This window comes from Arthrobacter sp. NPDC093139 (genome assembly GCF_044754165.1).
Lineage (GTDB): Bacteria > Actinomycetota > Actinomycetes > Actinomycetales > Micrococcaceae > Arthrobacter.
On sequence record NZ_JBIVOO010000015.1, the window covers coordinates 13966 to 29839 of the forward strand.

Annotated in this window: 15 protein-coding genes; 7 read left to right on the forward strand and 8 right to left on the reverse strand. The window is 61.9% G+C overall.

Annotation, left to right across the window (positions count from 1 at the left end; genetic code table 11):
• Window positions 1–40: 40 nt before the first annotated feature.
• The 3 genes from ACIP90_RS18310 to ACIP90_RS18320 are packed head-to-tail and all read left to right on the forward strand — an operon-like array spanning window position 41 to window position 1496.
• Window positions 41–238 carry a CbtB-domain containing protein gene (locus ACIP90_RS18310; RefSeq protein WP_400581000.1) on the forward strand — a complete coding sequence of 66 codons (198 nt, stop codon included), beginning with the start codon at window positions 41–43 and terminating at the stop codon, window positions 236–238.
• A complete protein-coding gene (locus ACIP90_RS18315) occupies window positions 229–1005 on the forward strand; it encodes a CbtA family protein (RefSeq protein WP_400581001.1) in 777 nt (258 codons plus the stop codon). Before ACIP90_RS18310 ends, ACIP90_RS18315 begins: the two co-directional genes overlap by 10 nt.
• Complete coding sequence (locus tag ACIP90_RS18320) at window positions 945–1496, forward strand: histidine phosphatase family protein (RefSeq protein WP_400581003.1); 552 nt, start codon at window positions 945–947, stop codon at window positions 1494–1496. Before ACIP90_RS18315 ends, ACIP90_RS18320 begins: the two co-directional genes overlap by 61 nt.
• Window positions 1497–1821: 325 nt before the next feature.
• Here ACIP90_RS18320 and ACIP90_RS18325 read toward each other — a convergent pair whose 3' ends face one another.
• The gene (locus ACIP90_RS18325) at window positions 1822–2508 is read right to left on the reverse strand and encodes a GntR family transcriptional regulator (protein WP_400581004.1); all 687 of its coding nucleotides are present in this window, start codon (window positions 2506–2508) and stop codon (window positions 1822–1824) included.
• Window positions 2509–2626: 118 nt separating this feature from the next.
• Here ACIP90_RS18325 and ACIP90_RS18330 point away from each other — a divergent pair, with 118 nt between their 5' ends.
• Entirely contained in the window at window positions 2627–3424 is a 798-nt protein-coding gene (locus ACIP90_RS18330) for an aspartate/glutamate racemase family protein (RefSeq protein WP_400581005.1), read from the forward strand.
• Window positions 3425–3885: 461 nt separating this feature from the next.
• Here the strand turns inward: ACIP90_RS18330 and ACIP90_RS18335 are convergent, their stop codons facing one another.
• Window positions 3886–4392, reverse strand: a complete 507-nt coding sequence (locus tag ACIP90_RS18335; protein ID WP_400581006.1) for a MarR family winged helix-turn-helix transcriptional regulator — start codon at window positions 4390–4392, stop codon at window positions 3886–3888.
• 95 nt (window positions 4393–4487) lie between these two features.
• On the opposite strand from ACIP90_RS18335, the gene ACIP90_RS18340 reads away from it, so the two are divergent.
• Genes ACIP90_RS18340 through ACIP90_RS18350 form a run of 3 tightly spaced genes read left to right on the forward strand, consistent with a single transcriptional unit; the run spans window position 4488 to window position 6690 of the window.
• Window positions 4488–5543, forward strand: coding sequence for an LLM class flavin-dependent oxidoreductase (locus tag ACIP90_RS18340; RefSeq protein WP_400581008.1), 1056 nt, complete (start codon window positions 4488–4490; stop codon window positions 5541–5543).
• Window positions 5540–6319, forward strand: coding sequence for an NADPH-dependent F420 reductase (locus tag ACIP90_RS18345; RefSeq protein WP_400581010.1), 780 nt, complete (start codon window positions 5540–5542; stop codon window positions 6317–6319). The genes ACIP90_RS18340 and ACIP90_RS18345 overlap by 4 nt, the downstream gene beginning before the upstream one ends.
• A complete protein-coding gene (locus ACIP90_RS18350; RefSeq protein WP_400581011.1) occupies window positions 6316–6690 on the forward strand; it encodes a DoxX family protein in 375 nt (124 codons plus the stop codon). The genes ACIP90_RS18345 and ACIP90_RS18350 overlap by 4 nt, the downstream gene beginning before the upstream one ends.
• Window positions 6691–8980: 2290 nt before the next feature.
• Here ACIP90_RS18350 and ACIP90_RS18355 read toward each other — a convergent pair.
• The 6 genes from ACIP90_RS18355 to ACIP90_RS18380 form a co-directional block, all read right to left on the reverse strand.
• Window positions 8981–10039, reverse strand: coding sequence for a DUF4862 family protein (locus ACIP90_RS18355; protein WP_400581013.1), 1059 nt, complete (start codon window positions 10037–10039; stop codon window positions 8981–8983).
• Window positions 10040–10123: 84 nt separating this feature from the next.
• Window positions 10124–11074, reverse strand: a complete 951-nt coding sequence (locus tag ACIP90_RS18360) for a sugar kinase (RefSeq protein ID WP_400581014.1) — start codon at window positions 11072–11074, stop codon at window positions 10124–10126.
• The gene (locus ACIP90_RS18365; RefSeq protein WP_400581016.1) at window positions 11071–11757 is read right to left on the reverse strand and encodes a bifunctional 4-hydroxy-2-oxoglutarate aldolase/2-dehydro-3-deoxy-phosphogluconate aldolase; all 687 of its coding nucleotides are present in this window, start codon (window positions 11755–11757) and stop codon (window positions 11071–11073) included. The genes ACIP90_RS18360 and ACIP90_RS18365 overlap by 4 nt, the downstream gene beginning before the upstream one ends.
• Before the next feature lie 78 nt (window positions 11758–11835).
• The gene (locus ACIP90_RS18370) at window positions 11836–13227 is read right to left on the reverse strand and encodes an MFS transporter (RefSeq protein ID WP_400581018.1); all 1392 of its coding nucleotides are present in this window, start codon (window positions 13225–13227) and stop codon (window positions 11836–11838) included.
• A 75-nt stretch (window positions 13228–13302) separates the two neighbouring features.
• Window positions 13303–14355, reverse strand: coding sequence for an NAD(P)-dependent alcohol dehydrogenase (locus ACIP90_RS18375; protein WP_400581019.1), 1053 nt, complete (start codon window positions 14353–14355; stop codon window positions 13303–13305).
• Complete coding sequence (locus ACIP90_RS18380) at window positions 14352–15872, reverse strand: mannitol dehydrogenase family protein (RefSeq protein ID WP_400581021.1); 1521 nt, start codon at window positions 15870–15872, stop codon at window positions 14352–14354. Before ACIP90_RS18380 ends, ACIP90_RS18375 begins: the two co-directional genes overlap by 4 nt.
• Window positions 15873–15874 lie beyond the last annotated feature (2 nt).

Genomic DNA, 15874 nt, shown 5'->3' on the forward strand with positions numbered 1-15874 from the left:
TATCCCTATTTCAACTCCAACCAACCTAAGGAGAACTATAATGAGCACCTTCATCCCTACCTTGGTCCGGCGCGGGCCAAGTGCCTTGGCGGTGGTCGGGGCGCTGTTCGCCGTTGCGGCGTCGCTAGTCGTTCTTTACCTGGTGCAGTTCGATGCAGGGCACCTGTCCCGGGCAGGCATGCTGCTGCACGAGGTCATGCATGATGGCCGGCACCTCCTGGGCGTCCCATGTCACTGACCGCAGTCAATAACGTTGTCCATCTTCCGCTGCGCAGCGCTGTGCTTCGCGGGCTGCTCGCGGGGCTGATCGCCGGGCTCCTGGCCGGCGGCGTCGCCTATTTCACCGGGGAAAGCCTTGTGGATCAGGCCATCGCCATCGAGGAAGCGGGCGCGGCTACACACAGTCATGACTCGACTGCGGCAGGACACAGCCACGGTACGGAAGACGGCCCGCTGATTTCACGCGACGGGCAACGCGCCGGACTGTTCCTGGCGACGTCTTTGACCGGCGGCTCGTTTGGGGTGCTGCTCGCCATCGTTTGGTTTGCGCTGAGTCGAAAGTCGGGGCATGGTTCAACGACACTGAGCGTCCTTCCTCTCGCGGGGGCGGGGTGGACTGCAATAGCTGCAGTTCCGTGGCTGTTGGTACCGCCAAATCCTCCGGCCGTGGGCGCCACCGAAACAATCGACTATCGAACCAACCTATGGGTCATTGCGGTGCTTCTTGGTCTGGCGGCCGTTATTATTTGGTTCGTGGTGCGCCGGTGGGAAGAATCCCGGCCCGGATCATCAGTAGTCCTCAAAGTTCTTCCAGGCCTGACAGCGGCAGCCATAGTCATCGTGGGATGGCAATTACTGCCGGACAGCGGAACGGACTACAACGGGTTCCCGGCCGACCTCCTGTGGAATTTCCGGCTGGCTTCTGCAGCAACCCAGCTCACCCTGTGGCTCGTCCTCGGGGTCGCGTTCCAGTTCCTTCTGGAGCGCAAAGTCTTGAGGCATTGAAGCTCACCTTTATCCGGCACGGACTATGCAGGCAAACCCGGGAGGCCCGTTTCGGCGCAGACGGGCCTCTCGACAGGTCATGCGTTCCCCTAGCCCGGATAGAAGATAGCCCGGCCGTTTGTTCTCCAACCGCCATCAGCCGGGAGTCAGCCGCGGCACTGGGACTCAAAGCTGTTCCGGACCCGCATTTGTCTCCAGCCAACTACGGTTACTGGAACGGACTGCCGCTGCAGGCCGTAAGCCCAAACGATCTCCGGCAGTGGCGTTCAAATCCAGGCTACAGAGGTCACGGGGGCGAGAGCATCGTGGACTTGCTGCAGCGCACAAGCCTATGGCTGGGGCAGCTGGACCGGACGCAGGACTTTATTATCGTCACTCATGCGGAAAATATCAGGGCCGCCGTAGCCGTCACTAGCGACAACATCGATGCCTACTGGTCAGGCCCCCAATGCCACCTTCGCGCCTTTGACTCCTACATGCTGAGCCTTTGACCACGGCTTGCATCTGACCGGAACGGAGACATCGGCCTTGGTTACAAGGCGCTCTGTTCTTTTCTCCCAGTCATTGCCGGTACTGGTTTAGGACCAATGCCGGTGATGGCTTCGGTATGGACAGCGTCCAGGATTCTTCGATCGTGGGTTTGCGCCAGCAACTGGATCTCGGGGAGCGTGGATCGGTCCCTAAGATCAATTCGAGTTGGCACCACACCTTCCGCGATACGACAAGACCGGGCAGCCAAACAACCAACACGGACTACTTCTCAGCGGACTTCGGGCTTCCTGGGCCAGCAGGGGGGACACCTGCTGCCGCGTGCGCTCAGCCCTCTTGAGAAAGTTCCTTCGATTCAAACAATTCGCCGATAAGGCTACCCAGATGGGACCAATGAGTGCTGGACAGTGCTGCGGCACCCGCGGAATCCCCTTCCTCGAACTTTTGAATGAGCGCTTCGTGATGCTCGATAGTCTCTGCGCCTCCGAAGAGACTGCCGAATTTGCGGTAAAGAACCCGGTGCAGCTGTGGGTGGAGCTGTTCGATGATTCGGGCTATGACGGGGTTGCCTGCGGCGTCAATGATGATTTGGTGGAAGGCGTCGTCAGCGGCCAGTGCCTTGTCCACGTCATGCTTGTTGACGTGTGTCGCAAAGCTGCGGTTTGTCTGACGCAGAGACTTCATGTCTCGCTCGGTGAGTCGAGGAACTGCCGCTTCGACGGCAACGGCGTCGAGTGCCTTAAGCACTGCAAGATTGGCGGCAACGTCTCGCTGATTCAGCGGTGCGACCTTCGTGTAGACGCCGGGCTTCGCCTCCACGAGTCCGCTGTCGATCAGCCGCGCCATAGCTTCCCTCACCGGCGTGCGGCTTAGACCGAGCAATTCAGCTACGTCGCTGTCCTTCAGTTTTTCCCCCGGCGCCAGCTCTCCTCGAACGATGGCATCACGAAGGCGATAGTACGCAGCGTCACTCATCTTAGGGCGTTCGACGGCCTTCATGCTGTTTAGCGGCATATTGCATACTCTACCGAAGTCATCTGCGAAGTGAATACTTACGGCACGAGGACTACTCGGTCTCGCCGTTGTGCAATATATTGGATGCAAGCATATCGAATCCAAGGACTGTTGAACCATGAAGAAGCTCCTGGCCCAGCCGATGTTGAGCAAAGACGACGACCAAGCCGCTTTTCCGATGCGGCGCGCCGCCACCGTAGTTGGAATTCTTGGGGGGATGGGCCCAGTTGCCACTGCGGACTTCTACCTCAAGCTCATTGAGGCCACCCCTGCCAGGCAAGACCAGGAACATCTCCGAACGCTCATATGGTCTGATCCCACCATCCCTGACCGGACTCGCGCCCTCCTTGAGAACGGTGCAGACCCCACGCCGGCAATCATCGCCGGCGCACGGCTCCTCCAGAACGCCGGGGCTAGCCTGCTAGCCGTGCCGTGCAATACCGCCCACGCTTTCCTCGGGCCAGTCCATGCGGCAGTGAATATGCCAATCATCCACATGATTGAGGAGACGGCGAGGTATATCGGAGCAATACAGCCGCCGGTGGGTGCCGTCGGGCTCCTTGCCACCACTGGGACAGTCCAGGCTGGCCTCTATCAGGAATGGCTTGAGAAGCGCGGCATCACGGTCTTGACTCCTGTTGCGGATGACCAGGAAAGGTACGTGATGGCTTCCATTCGAGGGATCAAGTCCGGCGATACCAGCCCTTGCATCCGCGCCAACCTCAAAAATGCTGCAGCCAGACTGATCGCCTCCGGCGCTCAACGTGTCATTGCAGGTTGCACCGAAATCCCCATCGGATTAGACGAGGCAGACGTGTCGGTGCCTCTCGTCGATCCAGCCCGGGTCCTTCCCGCCTCCGTTGTTCGGCACAGCCTCACCGTAGCAGGAGCCGCAGTCGTCCTCCGTGAGGAATAGCCGACGATGTCCGAATTCATCTGTACCCCACATCAGTCGAACGTCTACGGTCAGTTCGTCACCAGACCCTCTAGGGCAGGCAGCGCCTTCTCGGCTAGGAGGGACGACATCTCCAGGCTGGAGGGAATGCCATGTTTGGGGGGCGTGGAAAACTCCTAGTGGGAGATCCCGCGTCGGCCGCCATGAGGTTGACTTCGCCGGGCCGGATGATTGCCTCGTGGCCGGCCCCGGTATGGGGATGGAGTGCGACGCGCATGCCTCCGTGTTCGGGACCCGGGTCCGGTTCGTAGTGGTCCAGGAAAACACCATGCTCCGATCAGGCTGCGCTGTTTCTGGGGAATTGTCCGGCGCAGGGCATGGCGCGCGGACCGCCCAGCGGAACGTCACGCGGTGGCAGCCGTTCAACGGGGCGAGTTCGGCCGCCCTCAACACAAATGATCTCTTCGGGGACTCTCTCGAGGTTACTCATGGACCGGGCCGTCGTCTTGGGTTGAGGAGATCTGATGCAGGTGCCGGCGCAGGCTGGAGGCGACCCCGTGGGCGGCTTTGAGTTCCTCGGGCGTCAGTGCCTCCACGAAGAGTCGGTGGACAAGGCGGAGGTGTGATGTTGATGAGCTGCGGAATGTCCTGGCTCCCTCATCGGTTAGCTCTACCTCTGCCCCTCGGCTGTCATTGCCTGACCGCTGCCGACGGATGAGCGCGCGGGTTTCCATGCGGCCGAGGTGGTGCGAGAGGCGGCTGCGTTCCCAGCCGATTTTCTCTGCGAGCACCGAGGACCGCAACCGGTGTTCGTCAGCCTCGCTCAGAGCCAGGAGTACGGCATAGTCGCCGGGTGACACGCCGGACGTTGTCTGCAGCCCGGAGGCCAAAGCCTGCCGTATGGCCTCAGCCGTCTCAACGTACTCGCGCCACGCCGCCAGTTCGGCCGGATTGGGGCTCCGTCTGGCGCCCTTCCTGCTTTGATTCATCAACCCATGCCCCTTCGCTTGACATGTCAACCATACGACGGGATGATTGACGCGTCAATTAGATGATTGACATGTCAATCAGAAGGAGCGCTGTCATGAGCGAAGTGATCTTCGGACTGGACACCTTCGGTGACGTCCCCACGGACGACGCCGGTGCGCCTGTCAGCCACGCCCGTGCCATCCGGCAAGTGGTGGATGAGGCGGTGATGGCCGACCAGCTGGGCGTCGATGTCTTCACCGTGGGCGAGCACCACCGTCCGGAGTACTCGGTGTCCGCCCCCGAGACTGTGCTGGCGGGTATGGCCACCCGCACGTCCCGCATCCGCCTGGGATCGGGGGTGACGGTACTCAGTTCGGACGACCCTGTGCGGGTGTTCCAGCGGTTCGCGACAGTGGATGCTCTCTCGAACGGTCGTGCCGAGGTCATCCTCGGCCGAGGATCGTTCACGGAGTCGTTCCCGCTCTTTGGTTATGATCTCAGTGACTACGACGTGCTCTTCGAGGAGAAGATCGAGCTCTTCGCCCAACTCCTCCAGGAAAGGCCCGTAACGTGGAGCGGCACCGTCCGCGCCCCCCTCGTCGATGCCGACGTATACCCTAAGACCGAGGGCGGCCTGAAGACGTGGGTGGGCGTGGGGGGATCGCCCCAGTCCGTGGTCCGCACCGCGAAATACGGTTTCCCCCTCATGCTCGCCATCATCGGCGGCCAGCCCGAGCGGTTCATCCCCTATATCGACCTCTACAAGCGGGCCGCCGCGCAATTTGACACGACGGCGTGGCCTGTTGGCATGCACTCTCCTGGGTTCCTTGCCGATACCGATGACGAAGCCAAGGAGATCTTCTGGCCCCACTACAAAGTGGTGCGGGACCGGATCGGCGCCCTCCGCGGCTGGCCGCCCATCCGCCGGGAGGAATTCGAGTCCGAGATCCACCACGGCTCGATGTACATCGGCTCGCCGGAGACCGTGGCGAAGAAGATCGCACGAGCAGTGTCCTCGCTCTCTGTCGGCCGCTTCGACCTCATCTTCAGCTCCGGAGCCCAGCCGATCAGTGCGCGCCTAAAGGCCGTCGAACTCTACGGCAGCAAGGTCGTGCCGATGGTGCGCGAGCTACTCGCCGACCACGACCGTCAAGGGTCGGCAGTCGCATGACAGGAACCATCAGCATCCTGGGAGCCGGCAAGTTGGGCACCGTCCTGGCGCGCCTCGCCGTTGCCGCCGGCCACCGGGTTCTTATCGCCGGCTCCGGGGACCCGGAACGAATCAGGCTGATCATGGAAGTGATTGCCCCCGGGACCGAGCCGGTGACCACGGAGCAGGCGGCCCAAGACGGTGACCTCGTCGTCCTGGCCTTACCTTTGGGCAAGCTTGGCACCGTGTCACGGGAAGCGGTGGCCGGCAAGCCCGTGATCGACGCCATGAACTACTGGTGGGAAGTCGACGGCCATCGGCCGGATTTCGAGGACCCAGGCAACGCCACGAGCCAACTGGTGCAGGAACACCTCGCCCAGTCCGTCGTCGTCAAAGCCTTTAACCACATGGGCTACCACGATCTCGACGAGGGTCCCCGGAGCCCCGGCGCCCCTGACCGCAGGGGTATTGCGGTCGCCGGGGATGACCTCGCCGCCGTTGCACGCGTTATGGCCCTGGTGGATGACCTCGGGTTCGACCCGGTCTACGCCGGAACGCTCCAGAACAGCATCCGCCTCGAGCCACATGCCGAAGCCTTTGGGGCAAACGTCGCTGCCACCGAGCTCCAAGCCATGCTCGACCGGTTCGACTCAACCCCAGGGGCAGGGAGGTCGCCGCGGCACGAAACCGGACAGCCAACCTCCAGGCAGCGCCCTGAACAATCACTTTTCAGTCACTACCAGCGAAACCACTCGACCAACTCAGTGACAAATCAGCATGAAAGAAGATCATCATGAACATCATCCTGTGGATCATCACCGCCCTGCTTACGCTTCTCTTCCTTGCCGCGGGAACAATAAAGATCGCCCAGCCCAAAGCGAAGCTTGCCGCTTCCGGCCAGGGATGGGCTGAAGACTTCCCGGAGCGTGCCGTCAAAGGCATCGGCACAGCAGAAATCCTGGGCGCACTGGGCCTGATCCTGCCGGCGGTGCTGAATATAGCCACGGTACTTGTGCCGACGGCCGCGACCGGGCTCTTTCTGCTGATGATCGGGGCGGCCATCACGCACGCCCGGCGCGGGGAGATTCCAAACGTCATCATCAACATCGTCCTTGGCATCCTCGCCGCCGGTGTCGCCCTAGCCCGGTTTGGCCCCTACAGCTTCTGAGCCCAAAGTATCCAGGGAGGTTCTAGCGTCCGAATGCAGTCATCGCCACAAGGCGCCCTGACTTGCGGAAATGCCGACTTCCTCATGGAACGGGAGTTCTCGCAGCTACTTCTACTCCCGTGCTTTACCCGGTCCATCACTTGGTATCCTGGCCGGCCCGCCGCCCGCCGAAGGATCCTATGTAAGCTGTATTCTGCGTATCTCATCAGGTGAACCAATTCGCCCCGATCCTTACCGCGACGAACCCGAACACCTCGAACCCAAGAAAGCCCCGGCAGGCTGGTTCCCAAACGTGCGCAAGCCGCCTGTTTAAAGAGAACAGCGCGGGCTTGGAGAAATGGCGAGGCGCATTGGCACACCAAAAGAGGTGACTTTGAGCAGTCCACGGCTGGGGTCAATGCGGGTTATCCACGGCCGGAATTGGAAGCCGCGAGGGTAGCTCCCTAGCAGCGGTAGCGGTGGATAACCTATGAGAATTGTCCCCCGGTGTGGGCGGCGGCAGCGCTGCTGGTTCTACACCGCCCGGGACTGTTTCTCGTATTACGCAGGCATTCTCCCTTCCGCAAGACTTTGCCACTAGGGCTCGTGTTTGGGCCTTTGACAGGTATGAATGTCGCCGCCGTGGAGCATGGCAGCCGTGGTGCTCGCCGGAAACGACATTTGCATGACGAGCAGCCAGCGCACTTTTAACCAGGCCAGGGATGGACAAGCTGACGGTGCTAGCCGCTAAGCAAGAGGTAGCGCAGGGCAACTAGCCTGGGGTTTCGCGTAATCGGTGCCCACTCAAAGCAGGAGCAGCAATATACTTTCTCGTTTGCTTCATCGGTTGGCTTGCAAACGCTCCACAGAACAGGCGCAGAACACGGAACTGCCGCGCCCCCAAAAAAGGGAGCGCGGCGGTCGCTATGTGTGCGTCGAAATCTCTCAGAAAGGAGGTGTGGACAATGTCCACACTTTTGGCCTCGGACTGAGTGGAACTGGTGCCGGACTGGGCCGGATTGCCCATGTTTTCGGGACTTCCCAGTGTTTTCAAGGGCGGGAATGCGGTTCGAGTCCCACCTCGGGCACAGTGTTTTCCCTGTTCAGAGGCGATTTTGCTTTGACGTGTGTACAAAGCTTGTGGTGGCGTCCCTCTGACGCTAGGTGTGCGGGCTGTGGCCTGGCCGCCGCGTGGCTTATTCAGGTGTATGGGTGGCGGACTCAGTGCCTTGGCTGGTGGGCCCTCCGCCTGCTCTGTTCTGGGGTTATGTGGTTCCTCCTCCCGCTTTTTGTGGGTTTGTCTGGGGTGGCCAACATCTGTTCATGGCTTTCGGGTGCGGGAACGACATGACGGAACCTCTGTGAGGCGGAACGGTCTTCGAAAGCCGCTTTTGTTTCGCTAGGGAGTCGAGGGGACAAATTTGTACCGCCAAAGGAGGTGTGGACAGTGTCCACACCTACGTCAGCTTTATTGGAGTGGCCGTAGGGGCCGTGTCCACGGTTAGGTGTGAGTACATGAGTCCTGGCGCCGGTGTTAGAGCACGGTGAAGCCGGGCCCGCCGAACACCCTTCACACCTCGGTCTGACGTCAGGTTGGGGTGTGGCCTACCCGTACTATCCCCGCAGTGCACCACATACTCGGAACCTGATGAGTCTGGTTACAAAAGAGACTTGTTCGCCAGAACTTTGGCCAGGCTCCGCCCTACACGGTTGTTCAAAAGGGGATGAGTTCAAAATCGACCAGGACGGGCCTGTTCCTGCGCCGGTGAGTCCTTTTATCTACGCTTAAGCTGCCCACGTCGATTTTCCGGCACTGCCGTAGTCTCGTTCAGAGAATTCGAGTCGGCTAGGTGAGGTATTGGAATGCACTCCACGACGCTCGCTTCAGCACGCAATTCGCTGTGTGACGGGCTGCGAAGGTGGCTCGTCGTTTCACTGAGCCGGGGTTGAACCTAACACGTGCTTCGCAGGAGATGCACGAAAGGTACTTGCTGTGAGTACCTTGTGTATGTTTGTTCTGTTTGCCGAATTCAACCGCATCCCATTCGCGTTGGTCCAGCAGGCTTATAGCCTTCTTCATCTCTTAGTTCCAACTTCTGTATATTGGGGTCGCCTCGACAGTCTCGGTCCTGATCAGGACAGATGGGAAGAGTCCCTATCAAGTGCCGGCGGAGGTGTATGCCGTGGATCCCTTCTCTGCCGAAGCCTTACAGTTCATCGTCAGTCCTCACTTCGTAGCCATTGGACGGGAAGATCATGCACCGGTGGTTGTGTTCCCTTTCATGCCGAGTCAGATCCTGCAGGTGCGGCATCAGTGGGTTGTCGGGGCCACCGCAGTTTCTGATATGTCCGTTGCCGCTTGACGTACGGCGGTGAGGCTCTGGGATATGACCGTCACCTTTTGGTCCACGCTGGCGTTGGGGGGTGCTGCGACCTTGATGGCTCGGAAGCCTGTCTCCGGTAGTGGGCCGGCGGCTTGGAGGCAGGATTTGATGTGGCCAGCGGTCAGGAGTGAGGCGGGCTCCAAGAGAGTCTGGTCCGTGTTGGTGCCCTGTGGGACCCAGGTATCAGTGGCCGTAACGGGGGCTGGGGGGACATGGACATCGCCCCAGGCTTTGCCGAATTTGGTGTCCACATCGGCGCATCCGGAGAAGACAACGCCGCCCAGGAGGTCACAACTGCGAAGGAAGGCGATTTGCTCCTGTGCTGCTTCTGGTCGCCGCTGTTCGATGACGGACCTGCCCCAGTTGATGACCATACCCATCGGGTTGCCTGTGGCGTCATTAGCCTTTTTGACTGCCTGCGCTTCGAGTTCCAGGGCAAGGAACCCTTTGGCCGGGGCCTGGTCCGGCATGAGTGCGTCGCAATGCTCCAGGACGAGGCGGGCGCCGTGTGTGTCCCAGGAGGAGATTTCTATTAGAGAGGCTTCCAGGGCAGCAGCGGTAGCGGCGCTTCCAAAAGCCACGGGGGCGGCGTGTAGTTCCAGTGCAACAACCGAGGATTTCCCCATCTGGTGGTTCAGCCGCTTGACTGCTTCCAGTGCTTCCTTGACAAAATCAAGGGCTGCCCTTCGCCCGGATTCGGAAGTGGAGGCTAGACCAAAACCCTTGTCGGCCTCCAGCCGCGACATTGTCCCGGGTATAGTTGTCACTACAAATTGGGCGTGCTCGGGGAGCTGCCGCAGGAACCATGCCTCGTCGTACTTATGCAGTTTGTCGGTGATCGGCACTTCCAACCCGCCAACGCCATCTAAGGCAAAGACAGAAGCCAGGAACTTCTCTTCGTCGTTGGGATTCCATCCGGAAAGACTTGGCGCAGCAGCATAGGCGCCAACAAACAGGTGATCTTGGTTCGCGCTTGTCGGGGTCATCGTGTTCTCCATGGTTCGGGGTACAGCGCCTTGGTTGTCATTTTCTGTTCTCGGGACGACACCCGGGGAGCGCCGGCGTTGCCGTTAACGGCTTACGGGCTCGCGGGTTTGGAGCATCTGGAGTTCGTGGCGGCGGGGGAAGCCTTCCCAGTCGCCTGGGACGAGGCATGCGAACGCTCCTGTTGCTGCGGCCGTCTTGAGCCTTTCTTCCGGTCCGCTGCCCATGATGAGTTCGGCGAGGTAGCCGGCGACGAAGGCGTCTCCGGCGCCTACGGTGTCTACTGCGTCTACGGTGACCGCTTCCTGCCGGAATGTTGTTCCGTCGACCAGGGCCAGGGCGCCGTCCGCGCCGAGTTTGATGACAGCCTGGCTTGGCCCGAGCACAGCTATTCGCCGGGCCAGCTCTTCGGGTTCACCTGGGCCTACTGCTATTGCGGCTTCGTCATCGCCGGCAAAGACAATGTCTGCAAACGGAATGATGTCGTGGTACAGGCTGCCCGCTTTCTCTGGTGGCCAAAGATTTCCGCGGAAGTTTAGGTCGAAGGAAACCATTACGTTGTGGGTTTTTGCTGTTTCCACCGCGTATTTAAGGGTCGCCTCCGCTTGAGGGGAGAGTGCCGGGGTGATGCCGCTGACGTGCAGCAGGGCGGCGTTTGTGATGAGTTGTTCGTTGATGTCTTCGGGTTTGATGCCGGATCCGGCGCTGCCTGCCCGGTAATAGTTGACTCGTTGGGTGGACGGAGTCCTGCGTTCTTTGATCATGAGCCCCGTGGGGGCGGCAGGGTCGACGGCGATGCGGACATCGACGCCTTCAGCGCGGATCTCGCGTTCGACCAGATTCCCCAGTGAGTCCGAGCCGACACGTCCGCACCAGACGGCCTGCACGCCGAGCCGCTGAAGGCCAATGGCGACATTGGATTCCGAGCCCCCGATGCCAAGGCTGAGGGTGGAGGCATGGGCGAGGGGACCGACTTGGTCAGCGCGCATCAGCGCCATGGTTTCACCGAAGGTAAGGACATACTGCGCTGCGTTCACTGGCTGGCACCAAGTTCTTCTGCGGTTTTGTCCACCAGATCGCGGACGAGCCGGGACCTGGAGGTGAGTTCGTGCAGGTCTCCGCCTTTGAAGGCGTCCCCCAGTAAGGGCCCGCCCAGGCTCACTGCAAGGGCTCCTGCCCTGATCCAGCCCGGAACGTCTTCAATGTTCACTCCACCGGACGGGATGACCTGGATGTCAGGGAACGGGCCGCGCAGCTGGGAAACATAGCCGGGGCCAACGGTGGAGGCCGGGAAGACCTTGACGGCGGTGGCGCCAAGTTTCCATCCGGTATGGAGTTCGGTGGGCGTCAGGCCGCCGGGGTAGACGGGGACACCGCGGCGGACACAGGCCGTGATGACGTCTGGGTCGGTCACAGGGGTAACGAGATAGGCTGCGCCAAGGTCAAGGGCAATTTCCGCTTCAGCTGCTGCGGTGACGGTCCCGACGCCGATTTCGAGTGCGTCCCCGAACCTTTCCTGGAGGAGGGGCAGTTCATCCCAGACTCCTGGCGTGCTGAGGGTCAGTTCGATGCTCAGCACGCCGCCGCGCTGCAGCGCCTCAATGACGGGAGCATAGTTGGAGGCATGAGCGGCGCGGAGGACGGCCACGACCCGGGTGGTGTCGAGGATGGCGGAAGGGGCCGGGCGGAAGAAGGTGCCTTGGTCATCGAGGCGCTGCATGGAGGTTCCTTTAGTGGTCAGGCGGGGAAAAACGGTGCCCGACGGCGGCGGATGCCGCCGTCGGGTTGTGGGAACGATTTACTTGGCGTGCTGCGCGGCCGTCACTTCTGACGTGGCTGCGTTCTCTGCGGTGATCTTGTTGTTCCACTGGGCATCCTCGGGGTCCGTGAGATCGCGGTTGAGGGTTTCCGGTGTCATCCTCGTTGCGATGAAGCTGACGAGCATGACCAGGGACATGTAGATGGCAACAGGGATCCAGGAGTTGCTGAAGAGTGCCAGGAGTCCGGCGCAGATCATCGGGGCAACGCCACCGCCGATGATTGAGGCGAATTCGCGGCCGAGGGTGACGCCGGCGTAGCGGTAGCGGCTGCCGAAGATTTCCGGGAAGTAGCTCATGTGTACGCCCACGACGCCCTGGCAGGCCAGCATGAAGCCGACTACCATCACCAGGATGATGGCCACGGGCGACCCGGTGGTGAGAAGCATGAAGGCCGGTGCGGGGAAGAGCACTAGCGCTCCGGTGATGATCGAGACGACGCGCCGGCGGCCGATCTTGTCTGACAGCATTCCGAAAGCAACTGCTGCCACGCCGCCGCAAAGTGCACCGATCAGGAGTACCTGAGGGATGAATTTGGGGTCTGTTCCGACTACTGAGATCAGGTAGGTCGCCATGAATACCTGGATGGTGTAGGACTGTGCGCTGACGCCGAACGTCATCATCGTGACGCGAAGGACGTTGGCCTTGCCGAACTTCGCAACCTCCCTGAGTGGAGCGGGGGGTTCTTCACGGGTCCGCTTAATTTCTTCGAAGACCGGGGACTCGTCAAGCTTGCGCCGAATGATCATTGCCGCGATGGTGACGAAGATGCTGGAGAGGAAGACGAGCCTCCAGCCCCAGTTCATCATGTCGTCCGGCGCCAGTGCCTGGGCAGCCATCCACACCAGTGCGCCGAGAGCGGTGCCTGCTGCGGCACCGACCATGATCAGCGATGCCATCTTGCCCCGGGTCCCGAGACGGGCGGATTCAGTCAGCAAGGTGGCGCCACCTGATTGCTCGGCGCCGGCACCGAAGCCCTGGCCTGCACGGCAGAGGACAAGGAGGATCGGAGCCCAAACACCGATCTGTTCGTACGTGGGCAACAGGCCGATGAGCAGTGTCGCGCCGCCCATGATCAGCAGGGTGGTCACCAGGACCCACTTGCGGCCGAGGCGGTCCCCGTAATGTGAGAAGAAAATGCCGCCGAGGGGACGGGCCAGGAAGCCCACGGCAAACGTGCTGAAGCTGGCGATCATGGCGACGGCCGGGGATTCGTTGGGGAAGAACAGCTGGCCGAACACAAGGGCAGCCGCTGTCCCGTAGATAACGAAGTCATATAGTTCCAGCGTGGTGCCGATGAGGCCGGCAAGGGCTGCTTTGCGGACCTTGCTTTGGTCAGGTTCCTGATGGGGAACGTGTGCTGCTGTGGTCATTTCCATACTCCTTTGAATGGATGCTTCTGTATGTAGGGTCCGCGCACGCCTTCAGCGCGGGGACCCTATGGGAAGTCAGTAGGTGATGAGGACTTTCAGGTTGGTGGGGTCGGTTACAGGGGCCGTGAGCGCGGTCGCGGCCTCTTCGAGCGGGTAAGTGCTGGTGACGACGGCTGCCAGGTCTACTGCTCCTGATGCAGCGAGTCTGATCGCGGTGGGAAAGGCATGGGCGTAGCGGAAGGCGGTGACGAGGTCGATTTCGTAGCGCTGGAGGAATCCGAGCGGGATCCCGTCCACGGTTGGCCTGGCCTGGCCCACCACCGTGGCGCGGGCGGCCGGCGCCAGGGTGCAGATGCCGCTGGCCAAGGCGAGCGTGTTGCCGGAGCACTCGATCAGGCGGTCCATGTTTTCCAGGTCCAGGGGAGCCGTGGCGGTGTTGATGGTGCGGGTTGCCCCGAACGTGCCGGCGACGGCGAGCCGGTCATCGTTCACGTCAGTCACCACGATCTCCGCTGCCCCCTTGGCGGCTGCCACCTGGGACACCAGCAGACCGATAGGACCGGCGCCGGTGATGAGCACCCGGTGTCCGGGCTGGACCTGGGCCCGTTCGACAGCCCAGACAGCAACTGCGAGCGGTTCGATGGCTGCTCCGATTTCGGCCGGGACCGCGTCGGGCAACACATGGAGGGCAGCTTCGGGGACCACGACGTGGCGGGCGAAGAGCCCATCTGTTGGGGGTGAGCCGAAGCAGGTACCCGACGGGCAGAGGTTGAACCGGCCCGAGAGACAGGTGGGGCAGTCATGGCAGGGGAGCGCCGGTTCGATAACGACGGTGGTACCCGTGGCCAGGCTGGCCTGCGGCCCCGCGGCAATGATGACTCCCGCGCCTTCATGTCCCAGCACGGTGGGTTGGGTCAGGATGTTGGTTCCGTTACGGCCGTCCGCGTAGTAGTGCATGTCGGAACCGCAGATGCCGCCGGAGCGCATCTCCACCAGAACATCCCTGGGGCCAAGCGGCGGCAGGGGTTTGTTTTCGATCCGGATGTCCAGGGCTGCATGGAGGACGGCTGCGTCGGTGGTCGTGGGGAGTTCAGTCTGGGCTTCAGGGGCAAGGATTTGGCTGGTCATGGTGTGCTCCGGGTGGCTGCGTAAGGGTGTGCGGGCGTGCCGGCATCTGCGATCGCGGCGATGGGTCCATGGGCGTGGAGGGTGTCGATGAGTTCGCCCGTGCGCTTGATGAAGCCGGCCTGGCCCGCCAGTTCCTCACCGAGGAGGTGATGTTCGGCGAGAACCCGTTCGGCCAGGTCCTGGCCGGAATGGGACTGGGCCGCCAGTGTGGAGAGCAGCGCGCGGGCCGGGTCTTCCATGGCAGCGGCCTGCGGCCCGGGGTCGAATCCGCTCAGCGGTGCGATGCAGGTCAGGTAGGCCGCTGTGGTCAGTGCCAGCAGGTGCGGCATGTGCCCTGTTTCGAGCATCTGCAGCGCCGGAAGCGGGATGCGCTGTCGGAGTTTTACCGATCCGTCGGAGCCGACCTGGCTGGTCCGGTGACCCAGTGCGGTGTTCCGCCAGCGGGAAAAGAGCTGTTCTTCGTAGGCGTCAACGTCCACGCCGGCCGGTACCGAGACGCTGGGAAGGTATTCGTTCCTCAGCACCGAGCGGGCAGCCAGTTCGATGTGGGTGTGGGCGACGGAATCGGGAATGGTGACAGCACCGGAGAGGGCTCCGAGGTATGCGATCAGGGAATGCGTGCCGTTGAGCAGCCGGACTTTGAGCTGTTCGTACCCGGCGACGTCACTGGAGAACACGGCGCCGCCGGCTTCCCAGGCAGGTCGTCCGGCAATGAAGTTGTCTTCAACGATCCACATCGTGAAGGGCTCGGCCGGGACCGGGATGCTGTCCGTGTACCCGGTCTGGGCTGCGACGAGGTTGCGGTAGTGCTCTGTTGTTGCCGGCACGATACGGTCCACCATGGAGGACGGAAAACTGGTGCAGGTGTCAATGAAGGCCAGTGTTTCGGTGCCCTCCGCGGGGGAGAGCTGTGAGGCAAACTCCCTGATCAGGCGCTCGGTGTGGTGGCCGTTATCGGCAAGGTTGTCGCAGCTGAGGATTGTCACCGGTTGTGCATGGGTCCTGGCCCTGTGCTGCAGGCCACGGACGATTTGTCCGATGGGCGTCCGGGGAGTAGCTGCGTTTTCGAGGTCGTGGCGGATGGCCGGGTCCTGCAGGTTCAAGGAGCCCGTGGCCGGGGTGTAGTGGTAGCCGTTTTCGGTGACCGTCAGGGAGACGATGCGCGTCGCGGCGTCGCCGATGACCTGAAGCACACGGTTCGGATTGTTCGCTGCCGTGAACGCGTCGGTGTGGACCCGCGGGACCGAGAACCTTGAACCTTCCGGCGAAATCTCTACCACTGTGTAGAGCATGTCCTGGGCGTGCATGGCGTCCGGGACCGCGGATGAGCGGTTCGAAACACCGATGATGCCCCAGTCTCCGCCGGCGGCGGTGACGGCGGCGTCGGTGTAAACGGCCTGGTGGGCGCGGTGGAAGTTGCCCAGTCCGAGGTGGACGATGCCGGGGGCCGGGGCGGCTGGCCGTCGTAGGATTCCCGGGAGGGCGGCCGAGAGCTGCGGGATGCTGGAGGGGTTCATGT